The 24,233-nt window shown below is 42.5% G+C and carries 22 protein-coding genes and 1 pseudogene; 12 read left to right on the top strand and 11 right to left on the bottom strand.

The window, feature by feature from the left end; all coding sequences use genetic code 11:
- Positions 1-46: 46 nt before the first annotated feature.
- Both lptG and lptF read right to left on the bottom strand, forming a co-directional pair.
- Positions 47-1,117 (bottom strand): LPS export ABC transporter permease LptG, encoded by a 1,071-nt coding sequence (lptG, locus tag OC23_RS05740; protein ID WP_038343467.1) that lies wholly within the window; start codon positions 1,115-1,117, stop codon positions 47-49.
- Positions 1,117-2,217, bottom strand: coding sequence for an LPS export ABC transporter permease LptF (gene lptF / locus OC23_RS05735; RefSeq protein WP_038343465.1), 1,101 nt, complete (start codon positions 2,215-2,217; stop codon positions 1,117-1,119). The genes lptG and lptF overlap by 1 nt, the downstream gene beginning before the upstream one ends.
- A 153-nt stretch (positions 2,218-2,370) precedes the next feature.
- Between lptF and OC23_RS05730 the strand changes: the two genes are divergently transcribed.
- From OC23_RS05730 to OC23_RS05720, 3 genes are read left to right on the top strand one after another with little or no spacing between them, the layout of a single operon-like run.
- Positions 2,371-3,819 (top strand): leucyl aminopeptidase, encoded by a 1,449-nt coding sequence (locus OC23_RS05730; RefSeq protein ID WP_038343463.1) that lies wholly within the window; start codon positions 2,371-2,373, stop codon positions 3,817-3,819.
- On the top strand, positions 3,812-4,219 hold the full coding sequence (locus OC23_RS05725; RefSeq protein WP_038343462.1) for a DNA polymerase III subunit chi: 408 nt from the start codon (positions 3,812-3,814) through the stop codon (positions 4,217-4,219). The genes OC23_RS05730 and OC23_RS05725 overlap by 8 nt, the downstream gene beginning before the upstream one ends.
- 35 nt (positions 4,220-4,254) lie before the next feature.
- Positions 4,255-4,881 carry a hypothetical protein gene (locus tag OC23_RS05720; RefSeq protein WP_038343461.1) on the top strand — a complete coding sequence of 209 codons (627 nt, stop codon included), beginning with the start codon at positions 4,255-4,257 and terminating at the stop codon, positions 4,879-4,881.
- Positions 4,882-4,924: 43 nt separating this feature from the next.
- Here OC23_RS05720 and OC23_RS05715 read toward each other — a convergent pair whose 3' ends face one another.
- From OC23_RS05715 to glnK, 7 genes are all read right to left on the bottom strand, one after another.
- Entirely contained in the window at positions 4,925-5,584 is a 660-nt protein-coding gene (locus OC23_RS05715; RefSeq protein WP_038343460.1) for a riboflavin synthase, read from the bottom strand.
- 160 nt (positions 5,585-5,744) lie between these two features.
- Positions 5,745-6,584 carry an MIP/aquaporin family protein gene (locus OC23_RS05710; RefSeq protein WP_038343458.1) on the bottom strand — a complete coding sequence of 280 codons (840 nt, stop codon included), beginning with the start codon at positions 6,582-6,584 and terminating at the stop codon, positions 5,745-5,747.
- 389 nt (positions 6,585-6,973) lie between these two features.
- Positions 6,974-8,266, bottom strand: coding sequence for a DNA adenine methylase (locus OC23_RS05705; protein WP_038343457.1), 1,293 nt, complete (start codon positions 8,264-8,266; stop codon positions 6,974-6,976).
- On the bottom strand, positions 8,263-9,363 hold the full coding sequence (gene ribD, locus OC23_RS05700) for a bifunctional diaminohydroxyphosphoribosylaminopyrimidine deaminase/5-amino-6-(5-phosphoribosylamino)uracil reductase RibD (RefSeq protein ID WP_038343456.1): 1,101 nt from the start codon (positions 9,361-9,363) through the stop codon (positions 8,263-8,265). The genes OC23_RS05705 and ribD overlap by 4 nt, the downstream gene beginning before the upstream one ends.
- A gap of 12 nt (positions 9,364-9,375) precedes the next feature.
- Positions 9,376-9,840: a transcriptional regulator NrdR gene (nrdR, locus tag OC23_RS05695; RefSeq protein WP_038343455.1), complete on the bottom strand. Its 465-nt coding sequence runs from the start codon at positions 9,838-9,840 to the stop codon at positions 9,376-9,378.
- Between the two features lie 124 nt (positions 9,841-9,964).
- Positions 9,965-11,368 carry an ammonium transporter gene (locus tag OC23_RS05690; RefSeq protein WP_038343454.1) on the bottom strand — a complete coding sequence of 468 codons (1,404 nt, stop codon included), beginning with the start codon at positions 11,366-11,368 and terminating at the stop codon, positions 9,965-9,967.
- Between the two features lie 69 nt (positions 11,369-11,437).
- Positions 11,438-11,776: a P-II family nitrogen regulator gene (glnK, locus tag OC23_RS05685; RefSeq protein ID WP_004656379.1), complete on the bottom strand. Its 339-nt coding sequence runs from the start codon at positions 11,774-11,776 to the stop codon at positions 11,438-11,440.
- Between the two features lie 271 nt (positions 11,777-12,047).
- On the opposite strand from glnK, the gene OC23_RS05680 reads away from it, so the two are divergent.
- Positions 12,048-12,275 (top strand): accessory factor UbiK family protein, encoded by a 228-nt coding sequence (locus OC23_RS05680; RefSeq protein ID WP_038343453.1) that lies wholly within the window; start codon positions 12,048-12,050, stop codon positions 12,273-12,275.
- 69 nt (positions 12,276-12,344) lie between these two features.
- Positions 12,345-13,190, top strand: a pseudogene (locus OC23_RS05675) (YifB family Mg chelatase-like AAA ATPase); the annotation flags it as partial.
- Positions 13,191-13,302: 112 nt separating this feature from the next.
- Here OC23_RS05675 and OC23_RS05670 read toward each other — a convergent pair.
- The gene (locus tag OC23_RS05670; protein ID WP_038343452.1) at positions 13,303-14,010 is read right to left on the bottom strand and encodes a hypothetical protein; all 708 of its coding nucleotides are present in this window, start codon (positions 14,008-14,010) and stop codon (positions 13,303-13,305) included.
- Between the two features lie 429 nt (positions 14,011-14,439).
- Here OC23_RS05670 and OC23_RS05665 point away from each other — a divergent pair, with 429 nt between their 5' ends.
- The 7 genes from OC23_RS05665 to OC23_RS05640 all read left to right on the top strand — a co-directional run bounded on the left by OC23_RS05665 (position 14,440) and on the right by OC23_RS05640 (position 22,518).
- Positions 14,440-15,522: a helix-turn-helix domain-containing protein gene (locus OC23_RS05665; protein WP_038343451.1), complete on the top strand. Its 1,083-nt coding sequence runs from the start codon at positions 14,440-14,442 to the stop codon at positions 15,520-15,522.
- A 205-nt stretch (positions 15,523-15,727) separates the two neighbouring features.
- Positions 15,728-15,907: a hypothetical protein gene (locus OC23_RS18715; RefSeq protein WP_001141890.1), complete on the top strand. Its 180-nt coding sequence runs from the start codon at positions 15,728-15,730 to the stop codon at positions 15,905-15,907.
- 114 nt (positions 15,908-16,021) lie between these two features.
- Entirely contained in the window at positions 16,022-17,035 is a 1,014-nt protein-coding gene (locus OC23_RS05660) for an SMODS domain-containing nucleotidyltransferase (RefSeq protein ID WP_038343449.1), read from the top strand.
- Positions 17,035-18,747, top strand: coding sequence for a ThiF family adenylyltransferase (locus OC23_RS05655; protein ID WP_038343448.1), 1,713 nt, complete (start codon positions 17,035-17,037; stop codon positions 18,745-18,747). Before OC23_RS05660 ends, OC23_RS05655 begins: the two co-directional genes overlap by 1 nt.
- A gap of 5 nt (positions 18,748-18,752) precedes the next feature.
- The gene (locus OC23_RS05650) at positions 18,753-19,214 is read left to right on the top strand and encodes a Mov34/MPN/PAD-1 family protein (RefSeq protein WP_038343446.1); all 462 of its coding nucleotides are present in this window, start codon (positions 18,753-18,755) and stop codon (positions 19,212-19,214) included.
- Positions 19,215-19,216: 2 nt separating this feature from the next.
- On the top strand, positions 19,217-20,611 hold the full coding sequence (locus OC23_RS05645; RefSeq protein ID WP_038343445.1) for a dsDNA nuclease domain-containing protein: 1,395 nt from the start codon (positions 19,217-19,219) through the stop codon (positions 20,609-20,611).
- Positions 20,612-20,655: 44 nt separating this feature from the next.
- The gene (locus OC23_RS05640) at positions 20,656-22,518 is read left to right on the top strand and encodes a hypothetical protein (protein WP_038343442.1); all 1,863 of its coding nucleotides are present in this window, start codon (positions 20,656-20,658) and stop codon (positions 22,516-22,518) included.
- A 559-nt stretch (positions 22,519-23,077) separates the two neighbouring features.
- On the opposite strand, the gene OC23_RS05635 is transcribed toward OC23_RS05640, so the two are convergent.
- The gene (locus OC23_RS05635; RefSeq protein WP_038343441.1) at positions 23,078-24,232 is read right to left on the bottom strand and encodes an MFS transporter; all 1,155 of its coding nucleotides are present in this window, start codon (positions 24,230-24,232) and stop codon (positions 23,078-23,080) included.
- Position 24,233: the final 1 nt, after the last annotated feature.

The following is a 24,233-nucleotide window of genomic DNA, read 5'->3' as shown; positions in this document are numbered from 1 at the left end:
TGGCTTTCAGCAATCCTGCCAATCGCCCGCATCAATGAAAGGCCGGTTATCTTGCCCGGTAGAGCAGGTAACTGCCAACCATAAAGATGAGCACCACCGGCATCAGCACAAACCATGCCGGTGAAGGTGCATACACCAGACTTGCATAGCCGAGGAAATCTTGTAAGTAGAAGAAGCCCAGTCCGGTAAACAGCGCTATCACCAGACGGAAGCCCATTGACTGTTGACGTAACGGCCCGAAAATAAATGAACAGGCAATCAGTACCAGGGTAATCAGGGCAAACGGCGAGGTGACTTTTTGCCAGAACGCCAGCTCATAGGTTTTCGGTACCTGGCTATATTCATCCATATAGCGCATGAAACTGATCAGCTGGCTTGGAGACAGATCTTCAGGATCCAGCGTCACCATATGCACATATTTGGGTTGCAGGGCCAGTCCCAGTGCCTGTTGCTCGTGATCGGTCTTAATGGCATTGCCCTGTGCCAGTAAATCGACCTGATGTGACTGCTCGAGTGCCCATTCGCCATCTTTTACAAACTGGCCCTTTTCAGCCGTGACAAAAGACTGCAAACGGTAATTCTGATCAAAATCAATCGACTGGATATTGCGCAACTGGCCTTTTGAATTGGCATAATCGATATAAATAAAGCGCTGGCCTTCACGTGTCCAGTAGCCTTTGACTTCTCCCAGAGAGGCAACACTGCGCTGCTTCTTGATACTCTGGGCTTTTTCATTGGTATAGGGAATGACCCACTCACTCAGCACAAAAGACAAGACGATCAGCAGCAGTGCCGAACGCATCACCCAGCCGACAATACGCCACAGGCTAATCCCGACCGAACGCATCACGATCAGTTCACTGTTGGAAGCCAGCGCGCCCAGCCCCAGCACCGAACCAATCAGGGCGGCAACCGGTAAAATCTCGTATAAATAGTGAGGCGCGCCCCACATCACATACAAGAAGGCTTGCCAGGCATTATAGTTTGGCTTGAGTGAACCCAGCTCACCCAGATAGGTAAATAAAATCTGTAAAAAGGATAACACCAGCGTTGTTCCCAGCATGGCCAGAACCGTGGTTTTTGTCACATGTTTGGCGACTATTCGACGTGCTAACATCACAACCCCACTCGCTGAATACTTCTCTTAAATTTTGGTGCCAGTTTCTGTTTACGTGCGAAAATGGCCGCAGCAATGGCATACACCAGAAGAACCACAGGATATGCCCAGATATCGAGTTCTTCCTTACTGATCCGGGTCTTGATCGCAATCAGCAACACAATCAGGCTGGCAAAAATAAATATGGCAGGAATCAGGCGGTAATAACGCCCCTGACGCGGGCTAACCTCAGACAAGGCAACCGCCAGCATTAAAGCCACGATAATGACAAAAGGCCCGAAAATACGCCAGCCCAGCTCACTGCGAACCACCGCATCATCACGTTTCTGCCATAAATTTGCCATGGACAATGCTTCAACATCATCACTTTCAAATTTTACATCCTTATCGTTTTCCAGACGTAACCGATACGACTGGAACTCGGCTTGGGTATAACGTGGCTGGTTTGGATAGATCTCGTAACGACGGCCTTGCACCAGATCCACTACATTGGCAGTATCATTGGCCACTTCCACCCGTGTGGCCTCTCTGGCCAGAATCATCACATCAGGCTTATCTTCCTGACTGGCCTTTTGATAGAAGAAAATATCTTTTAGGTTTTTACGGTCTTCCGAGAGTGAACCGGCATAAATGGTATATGGCCCCGAAGAAATAAACTCTTTGGGACGGACCAGGTCAAATCCGGTACGTACCGCCTGTGTGCTGGTCAGTTTTTCAAACTCACGTAGCCCCCACGGCCCCATCCAGACCATCAAGCTGGTCTGTACCACTAGATAAATCAGGGTCATCGGAAGCAGCAGCCGGGCCAGCTGGTTACGACTCACACCACTGCCATTTAAAACCGCCATTTCATGGTCAACATAAAGCCGCCCGAATACCAGCATCAAGGCAATAAAGAACCCCAGTGGCAAGATCAATGTGAGAAATTCAGGCAGGCGGTAACCAATAATACTGAACAGGATACCGGCATCCAAACGACCTTGAGCTGCTACGCCAAAATACTTGATCAAACGACCACCCATCATGATCATGGTCAATAAACCAATCACAACGAGAGATGTCGAAACCACCTGTTTGACGAGATAACGCCGAATAATCAAAGTAATACTTCCAAAAGACCAATTGAAGGTAACGCTAGTTTACCCGAATGTTAAAAATATAAAACCTATCGCTTGTTGCGGATTGCAACCTCATATCTGAAAGTGTTTAATGGACTGGTCTTTCTTTTTTACTCATTAGGTTCTATACAAACAATGAAATTTACACTTCAAAACGCATTCCCGACACAGGCGTCTAGCGAATCTTTGTGGATTTTGGTTGACTCAGAACAATTACAACAGAACTTAAATAGCTATCAAATCAACCATCTAGATAACATCATCAATGCTACCCAATATAAAGCAGCTTTTAATGACCAGCTGCCGCTGCTTGCCAGTGTTGCAGTACAGGCCAACACCCAGTTATTGGGACTGGGCAAAACTGACGAGTTAAAAGCGACAAAATTAGCAAAACTTGCACAAAGCATTATCAAATCATCACAAAATAAATTTAAACAAATTAGTGTTGATCTTTCCGCCCTGCCAGCAGACCTGCATGCCCTGTTTGTCCTGAGCCTGACCCAGGCGGCGTATGGCTATGACGAATTCAAGTCAAAAAAGAATGAGTTTGTATTAGACACCATTCACCTGATTGCCCGCCAGACCACCCTGGATGAAGCCCAGTTAAAACTGCTTCAGGCCGTCCAGTCAGGCCAGAATTATGCCCGTGATCTGGGTAACCGCCCGGGTAATATCTGTTTCCCTGAATATCTGGCAGATCAGGCACTTGCCCTTGCTGCACAGTACCCTGACCTGCTCAAGGTGACAGTGCTGGATGAACAGCAAATGGCTGATCTGGGCATGTATGCTTTCCTTGCCGTGAGCAAAGGTTCGGAACGTCCGGGCCGTATTGTCACCCTTGAATACAATGCCCAAATGCAACAGGCTCCTGTGGTTCTGGTCGGTAAAGGCGTGACCTTTGATACAGGCGGCATTTCATTGAAACCGGGCTTGGGCATGGATGAAATGAAATTTGATATGTGTGGCGCCGCTTCGGTGCTTGGTACCATTCAGGCGCTCTGTGAAGCCCGACTGCCCATCCATGTGGTCGGAGCAATTGCCGCAGCTGAAAACATGCCATCCGGTCACGCCACCCGTCCCGGCGATATTGTCACCACCATGAGTGGCCAGACAGTCGAAATCCTGAATACCGATGCAGAAGGCCGGTTGGTATTATGTGATACCCTGACCTATATCAAGCGTTTTAACCCTGCCCTTGTGATTGATATTGCCACCCTGACCGGCGCCTGTGTGGTTGCGCTTGGCAAGGTCGTCAGCGGTTTATTCACTCCAGATGATGAGCTGGCTCAGGACCTGCTACAGGCCGGTGAACAGTCGCTTGACCGTGTCTGGCGTATGCCGGTCATGGAAGAATACCAGGAACTTCTTGACTCGCCGTTTGCCGATATTGCCAATATTGGCGGGCCACACGGTGGTGCCATTACAGCAGCCTGCTTCCTGGAACGCTTCACCCGTGATTACCGCTGGGCCCATCTTGATGTTGCAGGAACAGCCTGGTTATCTGGCGCTGCAAAAGGTGCAACTGGACGTCCGGTTCCATTACTGATGCAATTCCTGGCAAACCGTGTTCAAGCGAATGGCTAAAATCAGTTTTTATCTGTTTGAAAATAGTCAGGAACGGCAAGTCGAAAGTGCTTGCCGTTTATGTCGCAAGATTCTGAATCAGCATCCGCAAATCTGGTGGTACTGTGCTGATCCGGAGTTGCAGCACGAGCTGGACGACATGCTGTGGAGCTTTGATCCAAAAAGTTTTATTGCCCATGGCATCGACCAGCCGCATAGTCCGGTATGTATTTCAAAAGAGTTGCCCCCTTCGAGTGACTGGATCGTGTTTAATTTTAACAATCATGCACTTGAACAAACTCAGGATTTTCGCCACATTATCGAAATTGTTGAAAATAATGAAACTGCAAAACAGCTCGGGCGGGAAAAATTTAAAATGTATCGGCGGTTGGGCATAGAGCCACGAACATTTAAATTATAAATCGGTAATCAAGAACATTATTTGAGGAGTGTCTTGTGGCATTAAATGTAGGTCAGGACTTTAAAAAACGTTGGTTAAATGCACCTGAAGCGGTTCGTCAGACCTATCAGGAAGATTTGGCACGTATCTGTGATCTGTTATTGCCACAAACCTCGATCCAGAACTGGACACAGCTGGAGGAAGCGGCCCAACAACGTTCCCAGCAACGCATTGAACAAGCTTATGCCGACTTGAAGGCAGAGTTGCTGGAACAGGCACGTCTCCGTAAACAGCAGGCTTTAGAAAAGGCACTGGAACAAAAACGTGCAGCCGAAGCTGCCTATGCCGCCCAGTTACAAGCCGATGAAGCGCGTCAGTTTGAACAGCAAACCGAAAATCTGCAGGCTTTACGCAACCATATCGATCAGGAAATTGCACAACAGACCGAGCGCTATCAGGCCAATCCGGAACAGCCAAGCATTGATTATGCCCGCGGCCAGCGCCTGAGCATTGATGATCAGGATATCCTGTCTGAACTGGAAAGTGTCCGTGTCCGTCTTGAACTGGAAGCAGAAGAACTGATTGAACAGGCGGTGACCGTGTTCCGCGCCAAACTGCATGCCGTGGCGCAGGATGAAATAGCTTACATCCTGAAAAATAGTGAATTTTCAGAAGATAAATAATAAAAAAGCCCAGTTTGAACTGGGCTTTTTGATACTTGCGCGTTTATTTCAAGAAACCGTTTTCAGCTAAAAAGGCCATACTGATCTTTGATTCGGTTTTTTGTTCAGCGGCTTTGTCGCCGAGCAACAGACGCTCGATATAACGTGCCAGTACATCCACTTCCAGATTGACCTTGGTTCCCACCTGCCAGGTTCCAATATTGGTACGTTCAGCCGTATGTGGAATCAGGTTCAGACTCAGGATGTTGCCACGTAAATGGTTAATGGTCAGACTAATGCCATCGACGGTGACCGAGCCTTTTTCTGCCAGATACTTGGCCAGCTCAACTGGCGCTGTCACTTCAAAATATAAAGAACGTGCATCTTCACGCACCAGGGTAATCTCGCCCAGGCCATCAACATGTCCACTGACAATATGCCCACCAAAACGCGTGGTAGGCAGCATGGCTTTTTCTACATTGACAGGCTGTCCGACTTTCCATTGTCCCAGCGTGGTCCGGTTAAGACTTTCTCGCGAAACATCGGCCGCATACCAGTTTTCACCCCACTCAATCACGGTCAGGCAAATCCCGTTGGTGGCAATCGAATCTCCCAGATGGACATCAGACATATCCAGATCAGTCTGGATACGCAGACGCACATCACCGCCTACACTTTGCAAGCTCTCAACCTTACCTAAACTTTCAATAATGCCTGTAAACATGGGACTTCCAACCTACCTTTATTGCAGTAAATGCCACGGTAAAACAGATACCTTAAATCAAAGGGCTACAGATAACAAGGCATGCGCCCTTCAAATACCGGCAAAACAAAAAGGGCCGTCAAATGACCGCCCTGTTTCCCACATGCATGAGATCATGCATCTATTGCATTTCAGAGACTTGCTGATCTGCCGTATCTTTGGCTGCCACCTGGGTTTTGATCAGGAAGTAGCTAAAGAATAATTTATAACCCAGTACCCCCAGACACGCACCAACGACGGGTGCAATGATCGGAACAATAAAATAAGGAATATCACGGCCACCGGTAAAAGCGACAGGACCCCATCCTGAAAAATAAGCGACAATTTTCGGCCCTAAATCACGCGCCGGGTTCATGGCAAAGCCGGTTAACGGGCCAAAAGAAGCACCAATCACAGCTACCAGCAAACCCACCAGAACCGGCGCCAAGGCACCACGCGGCAAGCCATTGCTGTCATCCCCAATCGCCATGATCAACCACAGGAGCAACATGGTAATGAACATCTCGACCATGAACGCCTGTCCGATCGATAGCAAATGATGGGGATAAGTTGAGAAAATCCCTGCCAGTTCCAGACTCTCGACACTGCCACGTACCATATGATGGGTCTGTTCATAATCTAGAAACAGATTGCTATACAGGCCATAGACCAGCAGTGCACCTGTCGCAGCGCCGGCTACCTGTGCAATGATATAAAAAGGAACTTTACGCTTCTCAAAACCGGCAAACAATGCCAGGGCAATGGTCACGGCAGGATTGAGATGTGCCCCGGAAATGCCCGCAGACAAATAAACGGCCAAGGCAACCGCGAGGCCCCATACAATACTGATTTCCCACAAACCTAGACTTGCACCTGCAAGCTTCAGTGCAGCCACCACGCCAATACCAAATGATAAAAAAATTGCGGTAGCAAAAAATTCGGCTACACATTGCCCCAATAAGGTGGGTTCCGAGCGACTCATAACAACCTCTCCTGGTCATCGCTAGCAATAGGCAAGACCCTAAATCAAGCTCGGCAAACTATAGTTATTTTTAAAAAGGGTCAATATGGTTTGGTAATTTTTTAAACGATTGATCAAAAGATTCTTAGCAGGAAATTTATATATAAAATGAAGAAAAAAACGCCAGAAACTTATTATAATAGATTGTTTTTACTAAATTTTACAAAACAAATAGGATCAGGCCTTATTCGCATCAAATATCCCCTCACCTGCCTGAAAAATACCAGATATTTACCATAAAAACATGGACTTATCATACAAACCGATTTGGTTTATCTAATTATCCGATTTAGCAAAGATTCCGGATACAAAAACACCACTTTAACGACTAAAGTGGTGTTACGAACAACTTACCAGAGAGCCAGCTGGGTACTGTTACCAGTGGTATCGACTCCGCCCAGTTCGGCAAAGTGGTAGAGCTGGCCAAGCAGTTGCCGCAAAGGCGGGCCAGACTTGGCGTGCGTATCGGTAATCACGATAAATTCGAGTACACGTGCCCGCTCAGACTGACGTTGCTTGCTGACGCGGTAACGCGGCACATCCTGAGTCAGTAAGGTCACTTTACCCCGTTTCAGATTGGCTGTTAGCAAATCTTTTGGTTCGATATTTCCATCGGTTGAGTAACTGGTCAGAATATAACGTGCATTGATGGTGTGCAGTAAGGTCTCATACGCTTCTTTGGCATGCTTGGAAGAGTTATAAGGACTTGGCCTCTCCTTACGCCAGGCCCGATCAATACCGCTTTTAAAGCCCTTGGTATCTGGTGAAGGCAAATCGACCTGATCCCATAAGGTCAATGCATTCAGCACATGATAATTGCTGCTATAGGCATGCTGGTTATAAGGAGGATCAAGATAGGCCACATCAACTTCAAACCCGCTCATCTGGTTGGCAAGATGCTGGGCATCGACACACCACATTTCAGCAGCCGGACGTTTAGGATCGCCCATTTCACAGAACCGGCTCGGTGTCAGCCATAATAATGATTCAATCCGTTCCAGCGCGGTTTGGGTACGTCCGCCCCAACCTTGATGGAAGCTCTTAAAAACCCCGCTGGTATTGCTGACAAAACTGGCGGAATACAGTAACGGCGCCAGTAATGCACTCATTTCAACATCATTGATTGCACCTTGTGCCTGCCAGGTTGCAATCTGCTGGCGAATGGCATCAATGCGCATGCCGTTACGGCGTTTAAAGAACAGCCGGTCACGTGCAGGATCATAGACATCATCATTGCGCGGACACAGGTTATGCGTGACCCAGCCTTTGACTTCAGGCAAGCGGTTCAGATAGTCAATCGCTTTTTGATAGCCTCCCAGTTCTTTAAATGCAGGGGCATCGACACATGCCAAAATGGCATGATTCAGCGCATGGCTATAGGGTTCCCAGTCGTTGGCAATCACACGATAGCCATTTTGCCGGGCCAGACGTGAAACCACCCCGCTGCCCGCAAAGAAATCCGCAAAAATCGGTGGGTTCTTTTTCTTGCTATTGAGCGTGCCTGTAATCTCAAGCGCTTCCAAAATCAGATGCAGCAGGCGGCGCTTGTTGCCCAGATAGGGAACTAACTGATGAAAAAGATATTCGTCAGTCGTACGGGCCGCATGACGACGTTTGTGATAAACCGATGGTTCTGGATTCATATCAACTCTTGGGTAGGGAGCAATCTCAGGCGAATATCTTGCCCAAGTCGGGTTACATCGACCAACTCAAACCGTAGCTGTTCTGCCATGGTGCTCAATTCAGCATTGAACATCGCCCGGGCAGATTGACCAAGTAAAGTGGGCGCAACATAACTAATCATTTCGTCCACCAGACCTTGTTGTAAAAAGGCAGTAGACAAGGTTGCACCTGCCTCAACCAATACATCATAAATTTGATATTGTTGAGCTAAGGTCGGCAATAACTGATTTAAAGGTTGCGGCGCCAATTGTATCACGCCTAAATCGGCAAGTTCTTGACGAAATGGTGTCATCACCATCACGGTTTCAGGTTTTTGCAATATCCTGGCAGACAACGGCAGTTGTCCCTGACGATCCAGCACGATCCGTTTTGGCTGGACCACGCTGGCAAGATCAACTCCGTCCAGATGACGTACATTCAACTCGCAGTCATCTGCCAATACCGTCTGGATGCCGGTGATCACGGCCCCGGAAATGGCACGCCAATGCTGGACATCCTGTCGCGCCGCTGTCCCGGTAATCCATTTGGATTCACCCGAAGCCATGGCGGTACGCCCATCAAGACTTGAGGCAACCTTTAGGCGGACATAAGGCAGGCCGGTCGCCATCGCCTTTAAAAAGCCCCGGTTAAGGCCTTTTGCCTCATCCATACATATTCCGGTTTCAACCTCGATGCCTGCCTGCTGCAAGATCTGCACGCCCTTGCCTGCCACCAGCGGATTGGGGTCTGAACAGGCCACCACTACCTTCTTGACCTGCGCTTTGACCAGTGCTTCGGCACAAGGTGGCGTTCGACCATAATGGGCACAAGGCTCCAGGGTCACATAAGCGGTTGCATCCTTGGCATTATCACCCGCCTGACGCAGGGCAAACACTTCTGCATGGGGCTGGCCTGCTTGAGGATGATAGCCTTCCCCGATCAGTTGGCCATCTTTGACAATGACACACCCCACATTCGGATTGGGTCTGGTGGAATATTGCCCCAGTCGCGCCAGCGCAATGGCTTTTAGCATCCAGTGCTGGTGTTCAGACAGGTGATCTCGGGTTGGCTCAGACATGTTTTCTCTAATTTAATGCTCGTTTTCGCGTTGTTGCATTTGTTCAATCTGGTGACGAAATGCATCGACATCCTGAAAATCCTGATATACGGAAGCAAACCGGACATAGGCAACATGATCCAGTGCAAACAGGGCCTGCATGACAATTTCACCAATGGTCCTGGATTTCACGTCCCGCTCGCCCAGACGGCGGATCTGCGACTGGATATCACTCAGTACCGTTTCAATCTGCTCCTGCGTCACCGGACGTTTCTGTAACGCATGCATCAATGAGCGACGTAATTTTGCCTCATCAAACGGTTCATTTTTACCATCCGACTTGATCACCCGTGGCATCACCACATCATAACTTTCAAATGTTGTAAAACGCTCACCACAAACGACGCATTCACGACGACGGCGAATCTGGCAGCCTTCGGCAGCCAGACGGGAGTCGATCACTTTACTGTCAGCGGCGTTACAAAATGGACAATGCATAGTTGCGCGATTATTTAATCTCTTTGCCTAAGTGTAGCAAAGTTTCTTCAATTGCAGAACCAGTGCCCTCAAGGCATAAAAAAACAGCCCCGTGAGGCTGTTTTAAACTCAAATCCGGACTTGCTTATTCAATACGTTCGCCATGCTGGCTCAGGTCAAGCCCCATACGCTCATCATCAGCGCTGACACGGATTCCGATCACCAGATCAATCACTTTAAGAATAATAAAGGTCACAATGGCGCTATACACCATGGTTGCCAGCACCCCTTCAATTTGCACCCACAACTGACCTGCAAATGTGGGTGCCAGTGCCACGTTGGCTGCCTTGATAATTTCATCGCTATAGAAGATACCGGTCAATACCGCCCCTACGATGCCCCCAACCGCATGTAAACCGAATGCATCCAGAGCATCATCGGCTTTGAGCAGACGTTTCAATGCAGTAATGCCCCAGAAACAGACCACACCGCCAATCAGACCCATGATTAACGCGCCACCCACGCCCACAAAACCGGCAGCAGGAGTAATCACCACCAGACCGGCAACCGCACCAGAGGCACCACCGAGTACAGAAGCTTTACCACGAATCACACGCTCAACGATCAGCCAGGAGAATGCAGCAGCTGCGGCCGCAACTTGTGTCACCAGAATCGCCATACCGGCACGGGCACCTGCGCCCAAAGCACTACCGCCATTAAAGCCAAACCAGCCAACCCAGATCAGGCTTGCACCGATCACGGTTAAAGTCAGGTTATGCGGTGCCATCGATTCACGGCCAAGCCCTGTACGTTTGCCGAGCATATATGCTGCAACCAGACCGGCAACACCCGCATTGATATGCACAACGGTACCACCGGCAAAATCCAGAGCACCAGCCTTGAATAACCAGCCATCTGCTGCCCAGACCCAGTGCGTAATCGGTGCGTAGACCAGTACCACCCACACTGCAATAAAGGCCATGAATGCAGAATACTTCATCCGGTCTGCGATTGAACCACTGATAATGGCAACCGTAATGATGGCAAAGGTCATTTGGAAAATAACAAACAGGCTTTCAGGAATGGTGCCCGTCAAGGCATCAAAGGCAACACCATTCAGCATGGCTTTAGCGAGATCACCGACATAAGCCCCCGAACCAGAGAATGCCAGTGAATAACCGACCGTAACCCAGATCAGACTGACAAGAATGGCTGCAGAAAGGCTAAACATCATGGTACTGAGTACGTTTTTCTTACGTACCATACCGCCATAGAATAGCGCCAGCCCGGGAATGGTCATCAACAGTACCAACGCCGTTGAAACCAGCACCCATGCCGTATCTCCGGTATCAACTTTTGCCTCGGCAGCAGGTGCCGGAGCGGCCTCCACAGGAGCAGGTGCGGCCGTAATTTCGGTCGATGCAGTTGCTGTATCGACTGCGATAGCATGTTCAGTAACAGGTGTTGAAGCAGCATCTTCTGCCCAAACCACCGCTGAGCCACCCAAGAGTGCGCCAGATAGACTGAGCGCCATAAGCATTTTTTTCATTCGTGTCCCCCAACCTGATTTTGCGAGCTATTGCTATACCTTTAATAGCTCAGCAAAGTTTGTGCCAACTTAGACCGCATCTGGCCCAGTCTCGCCCGTACGGATACGGATCACCTGCTCTAAATTGGTTACAAAGATTTTGCCATCACCAATTTTGCCTGTGCTGGCCACACGCGTAATCGACTCGATCACGGCATCAACCATTTCATCGCTAATTGCAATTTCAATCTTTACTTTCGGTAAGAAATCAACCACATACTCTGCACCACGATACAGTTCTGTATGACCTTTTTGACGTCCGAAACCTTTGACTTCAGTTACGGTAATCCCTTGAACACCAATCTCAGAAAGTGCTTCGCGCACATCATCCAGTTTGAATGGTTTTACAATTGCAGTTACAAGCTTCATGTTTGTTTTCCTTCGGCTTATTTTCACCAGTAAGGTTTTATGTTCAATTTTCATGCCAATATTTAACGGTTGGGGGGTGTTAAATACCGGGCACAAGCTTTCTTTATAACCTATTTAGCCATGAAGATGTAGATAGTCCATCGAAAATAAGTATCATTTGCCCCTGTTCCGGTTGATCAACCGGGCCTGCTTCTGGCCTGAACTGTGCTAGAGGATTCAGGCCAGCAGTGATACACTGAACAGCAAATATACATAACCTATTGAGTACCTTATGATTGAAACCCTTCTACAGGCCATTTTGCAGCAAGTTGACCAACCCAGAAAAGACCTGGAAAAAAATCTGCGTGCCTTGCTAAACGAAAGCATTGAAAAACTGGATTTAGTTTCAAAACAGGAACTTGATCGTCAAAGAACTGCGCTTGACCTTGCCAACCAGCGGCTGACCGAACTCCAGCAACAAATGAAAGCACTGGAAGAGGTGATCCAGAACAAAAAATAAGCACACAATCGGTGCATGTCGCACCTCGGAATAATGAAAAATAATGCACCATAATGGAACAATAATAAGATGTCTTTTGCCAAGATCTATACACGAGGGCTTTTGGGGCTACATGCCCCGCAAATTGAAGTAGAAGTACATATTAGCTCGGGCCTTCCTTCTTTAACGATTGTGGGTTTACCTGAAGCCGCTGTACGTGAAAGTAAAGATCGGGTTCGTTCTGCCATCATCAATAGCGGTTTTCAGTTTCCCACCAAGCGCCTGACCATCAATCTGGCCCCCGCCGATTTGCCCAAGGATGGCTCCCGGCTGGACTTGCCGATTGCTTTGGGTATCCTGATCGCTTCCGGACAATTACCGGAGCATAGTACCGAAGGCTTTGAATTTATAGGGGAACTGGCGCTTGACGGGCATTTACGCGGAATATCAGGGGCATTAACAATCGCTATGGCATGCCAGCAGGCCCGGCATCGGCTGTTACTCCCGCAGGCAAATCTGGATGAGGCAAGCCAGCTCCCCGATTTTGAAGTCTATGCCGCACAACACTTACAGCAAGTCTGTGCACATTTTTTGGGTAACCCCAAGCTTGAGGCAACACCGCAACGCCCCAGTTCAGCATCATCGGCCTATCAACTTGATCTTGCCGATGTAAAAGGCCAGTTACGCCCCCGCCGTGCACTGGAAATTGCTGCTGCAGGTGGACATTCTTTATTGTTTAAAGGCCCTCCGGGTACCGGAAAAACCTTGCTGGCTTCGCGTCTACCTTCAATTTTACCGCCCCTTAATGCCCAGGAAAATCTGGAAGTTGCCAGCATCTATTCGGTGGCCAATGCACCTCATCCATTTGGCCAGCGCCCATTTCGGGCACCTCACCATACCGCTTCAGCAATTGCACTGGTTGGTGGTGGCTGTCATTTACAAACAACTATGCGACATTCCAAACAACTATGCGACTTAGAAAATGGAAGCGATAGTATATTGAGAGAAAAACAGTTTTGCACTGTTGTTCTCTCATTTCCTATTTAGTTCACCAAGAGGTTAAATTAGAATAATAGTCTGGTTGGCCTATACCATGATTAAGAAAAGTTTCTTCAGTTTTAAGCATTCTATCAAGCAATCTTTTTTTCAATGCCTCATTAGCATTCATATGTAGAAATTGCATTGCAAACACCTGTAACATGCCATTAAGGGTCAGCAATATACTTTCAATATCCTCATAGGCACAGACAGGTTGTTTACCTTTAAATAGTACATTCAGTAGCTCACCACGACCATGTGTGAAAGTTGAATACTTTTCGTACAAAGCTTTACCTTGCTTTGTGAATTGCTTGAAGTGTTTATGAAAATCTCCATTGTCTGGGTCTTCAAAATTATCTAAAGCTGTACTTATCTGAAAAAAACTAGCAAAGTCTTTTGGTTGAGTAATTAACGTTTCAACATCTGTCCCTTTAGGCTGTTCTATAAACTCTAAATAAAAACACCTAACATATATTTCTAGCATCGTACGAGCTACGACAACAGCGGAGGAAAAATGATCTTCTTTCATAAGTAATTTAAAGGAAAGATAATGTGTTTGGAACAACTGAAAATATGCTCTATTAATACGCTGATATTGATCATCCTCGTCTATCTGAACTGAAGCTGAAATTTTATTTACTTCATTCTGAGTCTTATCAAGCTCTCTGATTATAAAGTGAATACGTTTTTTTCCATTCTTATTCAAGTTCATCTTCATTTTAAATCCTTTATTTAATTACACTCTGGGAGAAAAGGAAACAATCGTCCTTAAACCTAATTTTAGCAAGAAAAAATCACTTTAGAATTCCCTCCAAATGGTCAAATATTTAATAAAAATACATTTTCTAAATAATCGAAAGTCAAACTGCCCCTTATAAGAACACTGATCATCCTCTATCTTTACCCAAATATTTTAATGCTCAAATTTTGACATAAAATTCTATAGCGAAATTAAAATCTTTCAAATAGAATGTAAAATCAAAAACACTATATGTTGTGCTAAAAACCAAAATTACCACTACATAAAGCAATGCAAGATAAAAAAGAAACAATTTAGGAATAATTTGAAGAAAAATTTGCATAAGCTTTTTTGTTCAGTTATCATTCGATCAACTTGATCTGTAAGTCAATGATCTTGGAGGTGAATATGACTCATTTCAATCCTGACATGCTTAGTATTGCACGAAACTTTCGTGGTCTTAGTCAAACTGAACTAATTGCTGAAATGGGACAGTCTATTACCCAGGCTTCATTATCTAAAATTGAAAGTGGGGACTTAAAACCCTCCGATGAAGTTATCCATAATCTATCCAATGCCCTACATTTCCCTATACGATTTTTCGAACATATTGAAAAGCTAAATGCACTGCCAATTAGTTTGCATGCATACAGAAAAAAAAGCTCTACCACAGCTAAAGCATTGAGCCGCATGAATGCTGAAATGATGTTAAAAATGAGCCATGTACAAACATTAGAATTATTCACAAATGTACCAAAAAGAAAAAATTCCTTACCAACTTTTAAAATTGGCCTAGATATAAACACTCCTCAAGAAGCTGCTAAAAAACTTAGATCATTGTGGGCGTTAGGGAATGAACCTCTTGAAAACCTAACTGCCACTGTAGAAGATGCAGGGGTTTTAGTCTTTTTATGCGACTTTAAAGATAACAATGTTGATGGCGTATCCTTAAAAATGCATGGTGTGTCTCCATGCGTATTTCTAAATGCAAACCAGCCAAATGACAGAATACGCTTCACATTAGCACATGAACTTGGGCATTTGGTCCTCCATGAAGAGCCATCTGAGTTCATGGAAAAAGAAGCAAATGACTTTGCTGCCGAATTCTTAATGCCAGAAGAAAAAATTATTGATCAATTAGGTTCAACTAATTTAGCTCATTATCTAAGACTTAAAAAGGAATGGAAAACCTCAATGGCGGCCTTAATCTATAGGGCGTCAGAGTTAGGAACTATAACTTCAAGTCAAAGTGCCAATTTATGGCGGCAGATGGCTATGCGTGGTTATCGTAAAGTTGAACCAAATGAATTGGATCGAGAACCGACATATAGAGTAGCTTCAATGCTCTTTGACTACGCAATAGATGCAAAAAAAACATCAACATCTGTCATTAGTGAGTTATCTCAATTATTTGACTTATATGAAGATGACTTTAAAAAACTATATTATTTTGACCTAGATTCAATGGAGACTATTGAGATGGTTTCATAAATTAAAAAGCCGACTCTATTGGGTAGAGTCGGCTTGATAGATTTTCCCACAGGAAAGGCATATGGCTCTAAGCCCTACGCATACCTCATGTTAGATCTGGCTGTCAGAACCCCATTCTAACATTTAGGCCCGTAAATCTCAAGATTTACCCGCTTATTTTGGTATGCGCCCTGAAAAACGAGCCGCCAAAATAGGAGGGCTAACAATGCCTACCGAAAATCAAGACTTCGTGTTTTGTAAATCTTATCGCCATAAATCTGGAAAAATTATTGTCCATCCAACTGGATATTTTAAATTTCCCAGAACTCGGCCATTGAAAGAAGAAAAGGATGCTATCCGTAATAAAAAATCGGATGATCCTGATAACTCAAACTCAATATCGTAAACAAGGTTAAATAACCTACTGCTATGCAACAAAGTTCACAGCAGTAGGTTACTTAATTTTTCTGATCGCACTTAATTTTATGCCCCATTTTAGTACATGGGCTCAGAGAGAATTATGACAACTCAACAGCAGTTTCTTGACCTACTTTCCGATATTGAACCATCTACAACAACGGTTAATGATTGTTCAAGCGCACATAATACGCTTCGTGATGCTTTAAAAGTGCATAATGAATTCAGCAAAGTACATGTGCATACATTCTTATCAGGTTCTTATAAAAGAAATACGGCAGTACGTCCAACTACCATAGGCGGAATCACACAAAGGCCAGATGTAGATATTATTGCCCTTACAAATCACACAATTAATGATGATCCTCAAATTGTCCTTGATACAGTACATACGGCATTAAAGGATATTGGATATACCGATCTTACCGTTAACCGTCGTTCAGTAAATGTTAAGTTGAAAAAAGTTGATATGGATGTTGTCCCTATCATTTCAGATGGATATGGCGGCTATCTGATTCCAGACATTCATCTTGAAGAATGGCTAGTTACCAACCCTCCAGCCCATACCGAGTGGACTGTTGAGGTGAATAAAAATGCAAATGGTCGATTTAAGCCTCTTGTGAAGCTATTTAAATGGTGGCGTCGTGAGAACTTGTCTGATTTAAAAAGACCAAAAGGATTCATTTTAGAATGCCTGGTTGCCAAGCATATGAATTACTACGAATCCAACTATGAAAAGTTGTTTGTTTATCTTTTAGAAACGATCAGGGATTCTTATGGGATTTATGCGTCACTAGGCATAATTCCACATTTAGAAGATCCTGGTGTTGCAGGCAATAATGTTTTTTCTGCGGTTACAGCAGATGAGTTCAAAACTTTTTATGAAAAGGTAAAAGAACAAGCTGCTATTGCACGAAACGCCTTAAATGAAACAGATGATGATAAAGCATTAGCCCTATGGCGGCAGGTTCTGGGTAATCGTTTTCCACGTTCGGCATCATACAAAAGTGCAAACTCTGCTGATATAGCCAGCTCTTTAATCCGTTCTGCTCTAGGTGCGGGATTAACATTTCCATCAACCCCTGTTTATCCAAATAAACCAGGAGGCTTTGCGTAATGGAGCTGCTAAAAACACCATTAGAACGCCTAGCTCAAGAACGGCAGTTATTGACTGATCTTGAGAAAGAGAAAAATAGTTTTAAGATTCAGGAGTGGAACTCAACAGACACAAATGAACTGCATTTGAACTTCTCTCTAAAGATAGGAACTATAGATTTTAATGGTGTTTTAGTATATCCAGAGCTTTTCCCAGAGCTACCAGCATATATACGCCCACAAAAATCTGGTGAAAGATGGAGTATCTTGCACCAGTATGGTGGTTCAGGAGTGCTGTGTCTAGAATATGGCCCAGATAATTGGAATACCAACATCAGTGGAGTGGATCTAGTTAGAAGTGCCCAGCTTCTTTTATTAACAGATGCAATGACTGTATTGGAGATGAATGTAGAACCTGTACCCTCTAGGCATTCTGAAACAATAGGTCAAAAATTAAGAGGTGTTTCAGAAAGGTTCATTGAAACACCTATGTTATGTCAAATACTCTTGGGTAGTGACTCTGAAAAAATGGACTTTAAGGTTGCCATCTCAAGCTTTCGAGACAAAACCGTTATTGTTCCCACAAATATTCAGAACAAACCTCTACCTGACATCGTACCATCATTTTCTAATGAAAGAATTGAATTGTCTGGATGGGCAATACGAATTGATTCTGTTCCTCAGTTAAAGGAATCCATAAATGACCGAGCTTCATTAGAATCCTTTTTAGGCAATTTATGGCCTGCTCAGGAGGAATTCACAAGTTCCATACAGCCTATATTGTTATATGACATAAAGGGGAACTTGGAACTATTCTTGGTTAATAATACAGCACCACTTTTCGTAAGTTATCCTGCTATTAATCTACATGATGATCAGAGCCAAAGATTGCCAGCACAATTTAGCCATCTCAATGATACAAGGGTAGCAATAGTAGGTCTTGGATCGTTAGGAAGTAAAATTGCAATTTCACTGGCACGGTCGGGTTGTAAAAATTTTCTACTTATTGATGATGATATTCTGCTCCCCCACAATCTTGTCCGTAATGAACTCAACTGGTTAGATGTTGGCTTTGCTAAAACCTATGCTGTTGAAAGAGCATTAAAACGAACAGCATTAGACATACAAGTTGAAACGTATGAAATGCAAATTGGTGGACAGGAAAATCCTCATTTAAATTCCAATATCGCTAATGCCATTGCCACATGTAATCTGATTATTGATGCGACAGCAAATACTCATACGTTCTTAACATTAGCTGCAATTGCTAAAAGAAAACACATTCCCATGGTATGGGGTGAAATTTTTGGTGGCGGTGGTGGAGCAATGATGGCCCGTAGTCGTCCAACGTTAGATGCCTCCCCCTTAGAACTTCGCAATCATATTTATGGTGTCTTACAAACGTTGGAACCAATTCCAGAGGGCAAAGTTAATAATTACGGCTTTCAAACACAAAACCAAACATATATAGCATCAGATGCAGATGTAACAGCTCTTGCAGCATCTATGACGCAGTTCACATTAGATACTTTATGTACAATTGATGAGCAATCCTCTTATCCATATTCAGCATATTTAATAGGGTTCCGTAGATATTGGATCTTTCAATGTCCTTTTGATACTCATCCTATCGATTGTTCAGGTGCGTTAGTAACAGAATCTCCTACAGATAAACAGATATCTGAAAGTGAGAATGGCAATTCTATTGAAGAGCCTGAACCGATAAAAGGTTAATACTAATGCTGAAAATATCCATTCCTACTGATATACAAAATTTACTGATAAAGGCCCTGTTGAAGTCTGGAACTCACGAATGTGGCGGTGTTTTAATGGGTGAGCATATAGGTACAAACCATTTTAGAGTTAGCTCATTAACTGTTCAAAAGAGTGGAACGATAGCATCCTTTGTACGTGGAATTACGGATGCTATTAAAGCAATCCGCCTTTTTCATAAATCAACAAACAATAATTATCAAAAATTTAACTATTTAGGTGAATGGCATAGCCATCCTCTCTTTAGTGTACAACCCAGCAGTAAAGACCATCACACCATGAGGGAATTGGTGTCCGATCCAAAAGTGGGTGCAAATTTTGTAGTCTTACTAATTTTCCATTTAAAAAACAATCATCTTGAGGGCAGCGCCCACACCTACCTACCAGATGGTTCCTATTACCGATCCACCCTGGATTTAGAGAGATAATAATGAGTGCAAGTCTGTTAGAAAAACAATCAACTGGTGGTGCAATTGCACGAGTAGGGTTTGAATATCAGGATGCTTTTGTATTAAAGAACTTGCCACTATGGCTATCTGAAAGTGCTTTTAGTCACATTGTGAGTGAATCAATAGGTGATGTTGAGGTTCGCTACTTCTCTTCAGAGAAAGATTTCCAGCGTGTCATGTATGAAGCTAAAAATCATTCGCTGACTTCTACAGACTTCTGGAAAGAAATTAAGCGCTTCAAGGAGGCATTTGATATTCCATCAAGTGAATTTACTCGCTTTGGTTTAGTATGCCCACTCTATACCTCTACACTTCACCCATTTCTTGCCCAGATTGAAAGAATTAGAGGCGTTGGCTCTTCATACAGTGCAGATTCTGTGATTTTACAAAAAAGTCGTCAGGATATTATTCAGTGGTGTAGTGATAAGGGATTCGAAACCTCACTTGCTGAGTTTGCACTTGATCATGTTGATTTCCTGTCTTTCAATGCGGAAGATAGCGACTCTGTATTTATAGGCGAAATAGAAGAGAAATTATCCAATATCGAACTCACTACACGTAAAGCTAAACAGTTAAGAGATCAGTTTAAAAACCTGATTTCTCGTTCTTCTTTTGGCCCAATACATCGCAAAGACTTTGAAAATTTTATTTGCCATGCTCTTGAAGAAGATAGAACTCAGTGGCTATCAGATCCTATTAAAATTAATCTTTCAGCATCATCCAGTCAGCACCAAGACTTAAACTTAGATATTAGTGATTTCAATGGTCCTGATCGTGCTCAAAAAACCTCCAGCGACTGGAACAGACTAATCAAAAAAGCAGTATCGATTGGGGATTTCATTCATAACAGTGGTGACCGTAGAACCCTCCTTATAGATGGCAAACAAAGAATGTCCACTGCATGTATGCTTGGCTATGTTTTTAGTGCCACACGTAATTTCCTGCTCGAAATAGAACATAATGGCCTCATTTATCGCACTGATGACCATAAACAGAAAGAGGGACAATTTTTTACTAAAATCGACTCTGTTGAGCTACAGAGTGAAACTGAAGCCATAGTCACTATTGGATTTCCTACAGCTATAGGTAAAGACATTGACTCTACGATTAATGAAGTAAAGAGCTTACCTAGACTGAATTTAGAAAGCTCTCATGCCATTGATAAAATGGAAACTCTAAATCTTGCTGTCAGAGAGGCAAAATCTGCTTTAGTTTCATTTAAATCCGAAAATAAGTTATCTAAATTACACCTCTTTATTAAAGCACCCTCAGTTTTTGCAATGGTCTTGGGACATCGCTTGAATGGCGTTTGCGATATCCAACTTTACGATTGGGTAGATGGGCAATATATCCCTACAGCCGAACTGAACTTATAAGAAGAATTGACTAGTCGATAATATTACCAATAGAGAGGTTGATCATGAACAATCATTCTAATGAAGAAAATACTGATAACTCTTCAGATAAAAAAAAATCACCCGCATTCAAAGTTCTTGAATCCAATGCTGAAAAGTTCTTAATGGTGTGGTGGTATGGGGCATTAGCAAAAGCTGAACGTAGAAATACCCATCCTAAAGTTCATGTTGCTTTTAGGGAACTTTTGGAAGATTACACACCCACAGATAATTTTATTTTTATTGATGCCAATATAACAGATTTGGTATCTTGGCCTATTGGTACAGTTTGGCATCATGAACGATTTGTTAAGTATTTTCCCTTAGAAATACGGGAGTTTGATATTGACCATACGGATTTTACACATACCTATGTTCAAGCATATAAGCGAGACGAAAAGACAGGGAAAATAGATCATTTCTTCTCAGATAGGAATAAATTTTATATTAACCCAGGCCAACGTGAGAATTGTATTTCTTTTTATTTAAAGGATCAGGAATATAAGGAGCTTCTCGTACCTTGTTTTGAATTTCTGGTGAGAGGATATGGTCTCTCTACAGAACTTCCTAGAATTCTGACAACATATGATGAGGCCGAACGACATGAACGGCTATATACTCCTCATCCAGGAGAAGAAGGCACATGGACTGTTCTTATAGGTGATGGGCTTACATTAAGTGACCATGTATTTATTGCCTATTATCAATACAATGAATATACCCAAAATGCCGTAAGGATATTATTTAGCAGTATTGCAAAACATGATGATTTTGATAAAAAAGCTCATATATACCCTAAAGTAATGCCATGGCATGAGGAAACGAGAAAGATTCGAGTTTCAGGTTTCAATATTTCTGGTACCAATGCTTTTTTAGGTTTAAGAATTCTTGGAATAGATTTACCAGATCAAACCCTCATCAGAATTGTCACAAAGAAAGTTCACCAAGTTAAGAAACCTATAGACCCAAACGCACCTAAACCTCCTGAACTACACCTAGGCTCTGGTCAAATTAATGTATCTGAAGATCAAGGTGGGCGTAGTCCATTGTCACAAACGGTTATTTTAGATCATGAATTTGAATGGTTAGGTTCAGGACCCATCGCGGAAAAAAGTAAAACAAAATATGAAAGAACCATTACTCGTTCACAAAGGAAGAAAAATATAAAAGAAATCAATACAGTTGGTACAGGGGAACCTGATAGTTCCAAGAATGTTCTTAATGCCACAATTAATCCGACCACTAATAAAGATAATGTCACAGAATTTAAAGCTCCAGAACAAGGAAGAATTATGGATCTATGGAATGCTTGCGTAAAAGCACGCTCGTTAAATCCCAGTATTGTCAATGCAGTACATTATTATACTTTTGAAGAAGAATTTAATTATAACGATAAACCCACTCTCATAGCCTTTTCTGTCAATTCAGAAACTTTAGAAAATGAAGATATTTCAAATGAAGAAAAACAAGCTTATATAAAATGGTGTTATGCAAATTCAAATAAAAAAGCAACCCGCGGCGCATTAGTCATTCGGCTATCTCTTACAAATTACCCTCCAGTTTATATTTTCGATATACAACCTACGATTTATGTTTCAAATGTAGAAGGCAAGAGCATCCTCAAGGAACGTGGGCATTCTGGACTAATATTTAGGTCAAAGTCTCTAGAACAATTTGAACAGTATATTTCAGATCTGATGAAAAGCTTGCCTTTGTCAGAGGGTTCTTATACGAAAACTCTTCAGAGCTCCAATCTTGTTACCCAATTATTTGTTTTTAGGCGCTCAAAATCTGCTGGTTTTTCAGATGGTGAATCAACTTTATTGAATGCTCTAAGAAAAATTGGAATTACAAATATTAATTTAAAGGAAGAAAAAAAAGAAGGTTAAACCCCAATTTGACAAATATAATCATTTTCTTATCAGTGATGATCACTAAATCTACATAACCTGAAACCCAATTATGCAAGAGCTATATATTTTCAGCATCATATTGAAATTTTTTGGTTATTTTGCTATTAGCCTTGGTTATGAACTCATAAAGCCATGACAAAAATTTCAAATATTTATATTTAGGATTTTTTTAATTATCAATTTGAATAAGTATGGAGAATGCTCTTATACATGATTCTTCATATAAACTGTAAGAAAGACATAACTTCGTTATTAAAGAAATCTATCAGCTTATTTTTTACAGTATTCTGCATCACATATCAAATTATTTAAGCTCTTTTACTCAACAATGACTCATCATTAAATACCAACCTCAAGTTGGCACAACCCAACTCCAAAAATCGAGCAAACAAATATAAATTAATTACAATATATATATTTAGTATCTAAAAAAACACGAACACTTTAACCATCTATTTGCAAATCAATTATAAATATAAAATATTACATAGCGCCTAATAGTTAAAAATACATTTCCACACACAACAATTAATTCCTAACTAATATGTTTCCTTATTTTTATAAGACAAAAAAGAAAAGAAATAGACATATAGAATGAAAAAAATATAATAGCTATATTTATTTCATAAAACTTGGTTAATACACCCATTAACAATGCAGGAACTCCAACCCCCAAATAAATAGCAATATTGTATGCAGTAATTATTTGCCCCTTATATAAACTATTATTAATACAACCATTTAATAGCCTTGTTATACCAAGAAAGGATAGACCATGTCCTACACCAGCAAGAATAGAACATAATAATAGCAGGTAATACAAACCTAGCAATTGTGAAAAGCATAAGAGAATAGAAGAAACAAGCATTATTAACATACCTAAAATAATATTTAATTTTATTGAAAATCTGACAGAAAATACTTGAGTAACACCAGAAAAAAGTAAAATTAAACTAGCTGTTAAGGCAAGAGATAAAAACTTGTTTTGTTCCAATAAAAAGCTAAAAGAAACAGGGATTAGAGATAAAAACATTGCAGTTACGGACCAGCATAAAAAAGCTGCAAAAGAACATATGTAAAAAACATGTTTATATTCTGATGGTATCTTTGGTAATGAAAATTTTGTATTATTCTTCAAATTCTTAATAAAGTATAGAAAGGGACTTAATAGCAAAAGAAAAATAGATATTATTACATAAGGTGCTAATAATGAACTATTATAATTTATTGAAATAAAGGCACTAGATATAGGCCCACACCCTCCACCAATAGTCATAGCAAAGCCCGTAGCCAAAGAAGCTCTATGATAGTTTTTATTCGGTTCAAAAGCTATTAAACTAAATGCCAGATTACTAGCCGAAATGCCAATAGAAACACCTTGCAATACTCTTCCTATAAAAATTGAAATAAAACTCTCACCGCACCCCATTAATAACAAACCTAAAACATTAATAACAATACTAGTAAACAATAAATTCCTAAGGCCAATCTTATTTAAAACCCACTGTGAAACAAATAAAGAAGGTACTAGGCCAGCAATGTAGGCTGAAAATACAATAGTAATTTGAAATGATGTCAGGATATTAAGGTTTTTATATATAGGGTATAAGGAAGATGCTAGATTAGTAGCTAGCATCAAAAAACTTAATAGTAAAAAACAAGTTAAAAAACTAAATTTCTCAGAAAACATT

This window comes from Acinetobacter sp. A47 (genome assembly GCF_000805455.1).
Taxonomy (GTDB): Bacteria; Pseudomonadota; Gammaproteobacteria; order Pseudomonadales; family Moraxellaceae; genus Acinetobacter.
This window is presented reverse-complemented; position numbering and strand designations above follow the sequence as displayed.

What these genes read in the sequence shown, in the direction of transcription:
- lptG (WP_038343467.1), bottom strand. Translation starts at nt 1,117, where the DNA reads ATGTTAGCACGTCGAATAGTCGCCAAACATGTGACAAAAACCACGGTT.
- OC23_RS05730 (WP_038343463.1), top strand. Translation starts at nt 2,371, where the DNA reads ATGAAATTTACACTTCAAAACGCATTCCCGACACAGGCGTCTAGCGAA.
- OC23_RS05725 (WP_038343462.1), top strand. Translation starts at nt 3,812, where the DNA reads ATGGCTAAAATCAGTTTTTATCTGTTTGAAAATAGTCAGGAACGGCAA.
- OC23_RS05715 (WP_038343460.1), bottom strand. Translation starts at nt 5,584, where the DNA reads ATGTTTACAGGCATTATTGAAAGTTTAGGTAAGGTTGAGAGCTTGCAA.
- OC23_RS05710 (WP_038343458.1), bottom strand. Translation starts at nt 6,584, where the DNA reads ATGAGTCGCTCGGAACCCACCTTATTGGGGCAATGTGTAGCCGAATTT.
- OC23_RS05705 (WP_038343457.1), bottom strand. Translation starts at nt 8,266, where the DNA reads ATGAATCCAGAACCATCGGTTTATCACAAACGTCGTCATGCGGCCCGT.
- ribD (WP_038343456.1), bottom strand. Translation starts at nt 9,363, where the DNA reads ATGTCTGAGCCAACCCGAGATCACCTGTCTGAACACCAGCACTGGATG.
- nrdR (WP_038343455.1), bottom strand. Translation starts at nt 9,840, where the DNA reads ATGCATTGTCCATTTTGTAACGCCGCTGACAGTAAAGTGATCGACTCC.
- OC23_RS05690 (WP_038343454.1), bottom strand. Translation starts at nt 11,368, where the DNA reads ATGAAAAAAATGCTTATGGCGCTCAGTCTATCTGGCGCACTCTTGGGT.
- glnK (WP_004656379.1), bottom strand. Translation starts at nt 11,776, where the DNA reads ATGAAGCTTGTAACTGCAATTGTAAAACCATTCAAACTGGATGATGTG.
- OC23_RS05680 (WP_038343453.1), top strand. Translation starts at nt 12,048, where the DNA reads ATGATTGAAACCCTTCTACAGGCCATTTTGCAGCAAGTTGACCAACCC.
- OC23_RS05670 (WP_038343452.1), bottom strand. Translation starts at nt 14,010, where the DNA reads ATGAAGATGAACTTGAATAAGAATGGAAAAAAACGTATTCACTTTATA.
- OC23_RS05665 (WP_038343451.1), top strand. Translation starts at nt 14,440, where the DNA reads ATGACTCATTTCAATCCTGACATGCTTAGTATTGCACGAAACTTTCGT.
- OC23_RS18715 (WP_001141890.1), top strand. Translation starts at nt 15,728, where the DNA reads ATGCCTACCGAAAATCAAGACTTCGTGTTTTGTAAATCTTATCGCCAT.
- OC23_RS05660 (WP_038343449.1), top strand. Translation starts at nt 16,022, where the DNA reads ATGACAACTCAACAGCAGTTTCTTGACCTACTTTCCGATATTGAACCA.
- OC23_RS05655 (WP_038343448.1), top strand. Translation starts at nt 17,035, where the DNA reads ATGGAGCTGCTAAAAACACCATTAGAACGCCTAGCTCAAGAACGGCAG.
- OC23_RS05650 (WP_038343446.1), top strand. Translation starts at nt 18,753, where the DNA reads ATGCTGAAAATATCCATTCCTACTGATATACAAAATTTACTGATAAAG.
- OC23_RS05645 (WP_038343445.1), top strand. Translation starts at nt 19,217, where the DNA reads ATGAGTGCAAGTCTGTTAGAAAAACAATCAACTGGTGGTGCAATTGCA.
- OC23_RS05640 (WP_038343442.1), top strand. Translation starts at nt 20,656, where the DNA reads ATGAACAATCATTCTAATGAAGAAAATACTGATAACTCTTCAGATAAA.
- OC23_RS05635 (WP_038343441.1), bottom strand. Translation starts at nt 24,232, where the DNA reads ATGTTTTCTGAGAAATTTAGTTTTTTAACTTGTTTTTTACTATTAAGT.